Origin of the sequence: Actinomadura logoneensis (genome assembly GCF_003428695.1) — a bacterium.
Taxonomy (GTDB): domain Bacteria; phylum Actinomycetota; class Actinomycetes; order Streptosporangiales; family Streptosporangiaceae; genus Spirillospora; species Spirillospora logoneensis.
The window spans coordinates 1-5,269 of sequence record NZ_QURH01000845.1 but is presented as its reverse complement, the minus strand read 5'-3'; the positions used below and the strand labels follow the sequence as shown (position 1 = coordinate 5,269).

The following is a 5,269-nucleotide window of genomic DNA, read 5'->3' as shown; positions in this document are numbered from 1 at the left end:
GGGCGCCCGCTCGCCGGTCACGGGGTCAGACCCCGAAGTCCGCGACCGGACGCACCACGACCGCGCCCGCGCCGGCCGCGCCCGGGCAGCGGGCCGCCCAGTCGAGCGCCGCGTCCAGGTCCGGGACGTCGATCACGTAGAAGCCGCCGAGCACCTCGCGGGACTCGGTGAACGGCCCGTCGGTGACCGTCCGGACGCCCGACTCGTCCACCCGGACGGTGGTGGCGGTGACCAGGTCGGCCAGCGACTCCCCGGAGACCAGGATCCCGGCGTCGCGGACCTGCTCGTGGTACTTCTGCCAGTCCTCGACGGTCCCGCCCCCCTCGCCGGGCGTCCCGTCCGCCTCCACGGCACCCGCGTAGACCAGCATCATGTACTTCATCGTCGTGCTCCCTTCACGTCCTCGGCCGTGCGGCCGTCGCGCGCCGCACACCCTCTCCACGGACGGGGGGCGCGGAAACGGACACCATCCTCCAAGATTTTTTCCGGTTACGCTGCGCGGATGACGGACCACGCCCTCACCCTCGACGTCCTCGGCTCCGCGACGCCGTACCCCGCGCCCGGAAACCCGTGCTCCGGCTACCTGCTGACGGCCGGCGGGACGCGCGTGTGGGTCGACGCCGGGACCGGGACGCTCGCCGAACTCCGCCGGCACGTCCGGCTGGACGAGCTGGACGCGATCTGGATCTCGCACCTGCACGCCGACCACACCGCCGACCTCCTCACGGCGTTCTACGGCGCGCTGTACGCCGACATCTCGCTCGCCGCGCCGATCCCGCTGTACGGGCCGTCCGGCATCGCCGACCGGCTGGCGCACTTCCTGACCAACTCGTCCCGGCGCAGCCCGGTCGAGGCGGCGTTCGCGGTGGAGGAGCTGCGCGACGGCCACGAGGCGCGCGTCGGCGACCTGACCCTGACCAGCCGCGCCGTCTCCCACGGCATGCCCGCGTTCGCGCTGCGCGCCGAGGCCGCGGGCCGGACGCTCGTCTACTCCGGGGACACCGCGCCGTGCCCCGCCCTCACCGAGCTCGCCGACGGCTGCGACCTGCTGCTCTGCGAGGCCGACAGCGCCGACCCGGCGGAGGGCGAGCGCGTCCACCACACCGCCGACGAGGCCGGCGCGACGGCGCACGCCGCCGGAGCCCGGAGTCTGCTCGTCACGCACGTGGGCCCGTCCCTCACCCCGGCCGAGGCCCTGGCGCGTGCCGCGACCAGGTACGACGGACCGATCGAGTACGCGGCGCCGCGCAGCGTCCACACCCTCTAGAGCGCCCTGCCGCGCACCAGCCTCTCGGCGAGGCCGCGCAACTCCGGGAACCGCAGCACACGGCCGAACCCGGGAAGCGGCACGTGCAGGGCGGCCCGCCAGGGATCGGGCACGTCGGCCACCCCGTAAACCGCCCCCGCCAACGCCCCCGTCACCGCCGCCACCGTGTCGGTGTCCCCGCCGAGGTCGATGGCCGCACGCAGCGCGTCCACGAATCCGCTGGTGGTGCGCACCGCCCACACGGCGGAACCGAGACAGGGCCACACGGCGCCGTTGAACTCGGTCGCGTCGTCCGGATGCCAGCCGGGGTCGAGGACCCGCGCGTACCGCTCGCGATGCCGGGGACGGACGTGCGCGAGGGTCTGCGGGACGGCGCCGATTGGATCCTCGCCGTCCAGGGCGACGCGGATCAGGTCGTGCAAAATGGCCGTTCCCTCCCACGCCGCGCCGTCCCCATGGGTCAGCGCGGTGATGCGCCGTCCCGCCTCCATCGTGGCCTCGCGCCCCTCGGCGGCGAAGAACACCGCCGAGGGTGCCGCGCGCATCAGACCGCCGTTCCCAGCGGCGCGGAGATTGCCCTGGAAATGGATGCCCGCCGCCATGTCCCACGGGTCGCCGCTGGTGAGGACGGCTTCGGTCTGCAGGCCGATGTCCTTCGGATCGGACGCGGCCCAGCGTACGAAGCGCTCGAACATGTCCGGCAGGTCGAGCCGTCCTCGGTCGAGGAGGGATTCGGCGACCAGGACGGCCATCTGGGTGTCGTCGGTCGCTTCGCCCTCGTCCCAGCCGCCGCCGGGGCGCATTGGGGCGGGGGTGGTGGGGAAGCGCTGGGAGAACGCGTTGGCGGGGCCGAACTCGTAGGGCGCGCCGAGCGCGTCTCCCAGCGCCGAGCCGACGACGGCGCCGATCGCGCGGTGGGTCCGGTGCATGGCGAGGAGGCTACGGGTGAGCCGGTCGTGGGGTCAGGGGCAGGTGGTGTCGGCGGCCGGGAGGCGGTTGGTGAGCAGGTAGTCGTCGACCGTCCGGGTCAGGCAGGCGTTGCCGTAGGACGCCTGGTAGGGGGCGTGGACGTCGGCCTTGAGGGTGACGAGGCGGGAGCCCGCGAGGTCGCGGTGCAGGGCCAGGCTGCCCGCGTACACCGTGCGGGTGTCGCCGGTCGCTCCGATGAGCAGGCTCGGCAGCGTCGTCCGGACCTTGGTCGCGGCCTCGCGCGGGGCGGGCCAGAACGCGCACGGGGTGATGTTGGGGCCCAGGGAGCCGAAGACAGGGTGGACGGCCCGCTCCCGCTGGATGTCGCGCCAGTAGACCCGCGGGTCGTGCGGGGCCGGGGCGTCGCCGCAGAGGATCGCGGCCTGGCCGCTGCCGTAGACGGACTCCTCGCCGGTCAGGAGGAACTTCAGCGAGTCGCCCAGGGCGCCCGTGGCGGGGACGTGCGCGCCGCCGGCGGCGGCGCGGTGCAGGTCGGCGACGGCGGCGGCCAGGGCGGCGCGGGGCTCGTCGCGGTCGTCGGCGAGGAGGTTGAACAGGACGGTCGGGATCGTCGTGTCGTCCACCCGGTAGGGCCCGACGCGCAGCGGTGCGCGGCCGGCCGCCGTCATGGTCCGCCGGACGGTCGCGAGGACCTCCCGGCCGGTTCCGCCCAGGTGGTAGACGCCGTCGCGGCGGGCCGCCCAGTCCGCCCAGTGGGCGAGGGCCTGCTCGTTGGCGCGTTCGGTGCCGTGGATCAGGCGCGGCGACCAGCGGTCCGGGTCCACGTTGCTGTCCAGGACGGCGCGGTCGAGGCGTCCGGGGAACAGGGCGGCGTAGACCGCGCCCAGGTAGGTGCCGTAGGACGCCCCGTTGTAGGAGATCCTCCGTTCGCCGAGCGCGGCGCGGACGACGTCCATGTCGCGGGCGATGTTCCGGGTGCTGATGTGCGGCAGGTAGGAGCCGTACCTGGTGAGGCAGCGCCGGGCGAGGTCGCGGGCGAAGGCCACCGAGGTGTCGAAGCCGCGCCGGTGGAGGCCCGCCGAGCGGATCCACGTGCCGCTGGGCCAGCCGCAGTCCACCGGTGTGCTGCGGCCGAGGCCGCGCGGGTCCATGCCGACGAGGTCGAAGCGGGTTCCGGCCTTGGGGGTGATCTCGCGGATGTAGGGCGGCATGTCGATGGCCGGGCCCGGCCCGCCGCCGTTGATGACCATGGTCCCCAGGCGGGGGCCGGTCGCCTTCAGGCGGGAGATCGCGACCTTGATCGTCTTTCCGCGCGGGGCGGCGTAGTCGAGCGGGACGGTCACGTCGGCGCAGCGCGCGCCCGCGTCGTCCAGCTCCTTCATCCCGCACTTCGTCCAGCGCAGCTTCTGGTGGTGGAACGCGGCGAGCGGGTCGGCGGGGGCGGCTGCCGCGGGGACGGCCGGGACGAGCATGGCGGCGGCTGCGCCGAGGGTCAGGAGGGTGCGCATCGGAGACTCCTTCTCAAGTGGTGTCCGCAGGGGCTCAGGGGCGTTCGCAGAGGGCGGCCTGGACGACGTCGAGCATGTGGGTCTGGGCCTGGAGGCTGTCGGGGTCGGCGTTGAGGGAGACCGCGACGGCGCGTCCGCCGGGTCCGACTCCGGCGACGGTGCCGAACCCCGGCACGCCGCCCGCGTGGCCTGTCCAGGTTCCGCCGCAGGTCAGCGGCGTCTGGATCAGGCCGAGGCCGAAGCGCGCGCCCGGCCAGACGCGGTCGGGGTCGGCGGCGACCGTGGTGCGCATCTCGGCGAGCAGGCGCGGCGGCAGCAGCCGTCCGCCGAGCAGCGCGGTGTAGAAACGGTTGAGGTCGCGGGTCGTGGAAACGAGCGCGCCCGCCGCTCCGCCGAACGTCATGTTCTGGTCGGTGTGGTCCGTCCAGGGGGCGTCCTCGTCGTCGCGGACGTAGCCGCGCGGGTGGGGGCCGCGGATGGACGTCCGGTCGCCGGGCCAGTAGGTGCCGCGCAGGCCGAGGGGGCGCAGGATGCGGCGGGTGGTCTCGTCCTCGATGCCGCGCCCGGTCACCTTCCGGACGATCATCCCGGCGAGGACGTAGTTGGTGGACGAGTAGTTCCACGCCTTGCCGGGCGGGTCCATCGTCAGCGCGAGGGCGACGAGTTCCCGGGCGTCGTAGTGCCGCCAGCGGGACGCGGCGTCGAAGGGCAGGCCGTCGGTGTAGTCGGGCAGTCCGCTGGTGTGCCGGAGCAGGGAGCGGACCGTGATGCGCCGTCCGTCGTAGCGGGGTGTCCGGACGAGGCCGGGCAGCCATCGGTCGACGGTGTCCTCCAGCGACAGCCGGTGCTCGGCGGCGAGGCCCAGCACGACGGTCGCGGTGAACGACTTGGTGATGCTGCCGACCCGGGTGCGCTCGCCGGTGGCCATCGGGCGTCCGGTGGCGAGGTCCGCGCGGCCGGACGCGGCGGACCAGGCGCCGCAGCGCGGGTCGTCGATCCGGACGGTGACGCCGGGCGTCTCGTTGGACGCGGTGAGGACGTCCAGAGCCCGGCGGACGGCGGCGTGGTCGCGGGAGCAGGCGGCGGGCGCGGCCTCGGCTGGGGCGGATGTGAGGAGCGTGAGAGGGGCGAGGGCCGCCAACGTGGCGGCGAGCAGTGGGGGGAGTCTCATGTCCTCCGACGCTAGGAAGACGGCCGCCCCGACACAGTGGGGCGCTCCCCCGTCCTGTTCTGGGGGCAAGCCCCCGGAGACGGGCGAAGCCGCAGTTCAGCAGTGTTTCGGGCATGGCGGAGCGCCAGGGAAGTCGCGTTCGCCCGGTGCGTCCGCTCCGGGGAAGCAGTGGGCTTGTCGGATTCGGGCGGTCCGTGGGGATCGGGTGGCGTTCGTCCCCGAAACCTCCTACGCTTCGTAGGAGCCAGCCCGGACGTCGGCAGGACGCGGGCCGGCGCCGCCGTGCCCTTCCCGTGGCACGTCGGGAGTCCACCGGACCGGGCCCGCGCCGCCTCCCCGGCGAGGCGCGGACCCGCGTCCGCCCCAAGCCGCACCCCGGCCGCCGCGCGCGGC

The 5,269-nt window shown here is 74.6% G+C and carries 5 protein-coding genes; 1 reads left to right on the top strand and 4 read right to left on the bottom strand.

Annotated features, from left to right (window positions below; translation table 11 throughout):
• Positions 1-25: 25 nt before the first annotated feature.
• Positions 26-382 carry a YciI family protein gene (locus DZF91_RS28720; protein WP_117360249.1) on the bottom strand — a complete coding sequence of 119 codons (357 nt, stop codon included), beginning with the start codon at positions 380-382 and terminating at the stop codon, positions 26-28.
• Between the two features lie 120 nt (positions 383-502).
• Here DZF91_RS28720 and DZF91_RS28715 point away from each other — a divergent pair, with 120 nt between their 5' ends.
• Entirely contained in the window at positions 503-1,267 is a 765-nt protein-coding gene (locus DZF91_RS28715; RefSeq protein ID WP_117360248.1) for an MBL fold metallo-hydrolase, read from the top strand.
• On the opposite strand, the gene DZF91_RS28710 is transcribed toward DZF91_RS28715, so the two are convergent.
• Genes DZF91_RS28710 through DZF91_RS28700 form a run of 3 tightly spaced genes read right to left on the bottom strand, consistent with a single transcriptional unit; the run spans position 1,264 to position 4,876 of the window.
• Positions 1,264-2,196 carry an ADP-ribosylglycohydrolase family protein gene (locus DZF91_RS28710; protein WP_117360247.1) on the bottom strand — a complete coding sequence of 311 codons (933 nt, stop codon included), beginning with the start codon at positions 2,194-2,196 and terminating at the stop codon, positions 1,264-1,266. The genes DZF91_RS28715 and DZF91_RS28710 overlap by 4 nt on opposite strands.
• A gap of 33 nt (positions 2,197-2,229) precedes the next feature.
• The gene (locus DZF91_RS28705; RefSeq protein ID WP_117360246.1) at positions 2,230-3,705 is read right to left on the bottom strand and encodes an alpha/beta fold hydrolase; all 1,476 of its coding nucleotides are present in this window, start codon (positions 3,703-3,705) and stop codon (positions 2,230-2,232) included.
• Between the two features lie 34 nt (positions 3,706-3,739).
• Entirely contained in the window at positions 3,740-4,876 is a 1,137-nt protein-coding gene (locus DZF91_RS28700; RefSeq protein WP_117360245.1) for a serine hydrolase domain-containing protein, read from the bottom strand.
• Between the last annotated feature and the right edge of the window lie 393 nt (positions 4,877-5,269).